The sequence below is a fragment of the Thermococcus sp. ES12 genome, from assembly GCF_012027515.1.
Taxonomy (GTDB): Archaea; Methanobacteriota_B; Thermococci; order Thermococcales; family Thermococcaceae; genus Thermococcus; species Thermococcus barossii.
Window position 1 is genome coordinate 1 of sequence record NZ_SNUP01000082.1, and the last position, 436, is coordinate 436.

A 436-nucleotide genomic window follows, 5' to 3' on the forward strand; every position below is an offset into this window, starting at 1 on the left:
TATCCAGCCTCCACAGCAACGCTCTTTGCGTTGAGGAATGCTTTTTGGATAATTGCCTCGATTGTCTGGGCTGTTGGATATGCTATGTTAACTGACAAGTTGAATGCATGCATGTAAGCCTGTTGGAGCATGTTTATGTATTCTTCCTCATCAATTGCAAGGACTTCTGGTGTGTATATAATTCCATCCTCATAAGCTGCCAACAAGTTAAGACCGACTTCAAGAGGTTCAATGCCAAGCTTGTTAAGGATGTTTGCCAATTGTGGGGTAATAATCTCCCCAGCCTTTAAAACAACTGTGTCCTTTTGGATTGTAACCTTACCTCTCTCAATCCTGGCTGGAATTCCTAAAGCCTGCATCTCACCGACAACTGGACCTGGTGACAGTGGAGTTGGACCAGCTGGAACAACAACATCTCTCGGAACTGGAACGCCGG

The 436-nt window shown here is 45.2% G+C and carries 1 pseudogene; it reads right to left on the reverse strand.

Annotation, left to right across the window (positions count from 1 at the left end):
* A pseudogene (gene rplP0 / locus E3E37_RS11145) lies at positions 1-436 on the reverse strand (50S ribosomal protein L10); the annotation flags it as partial.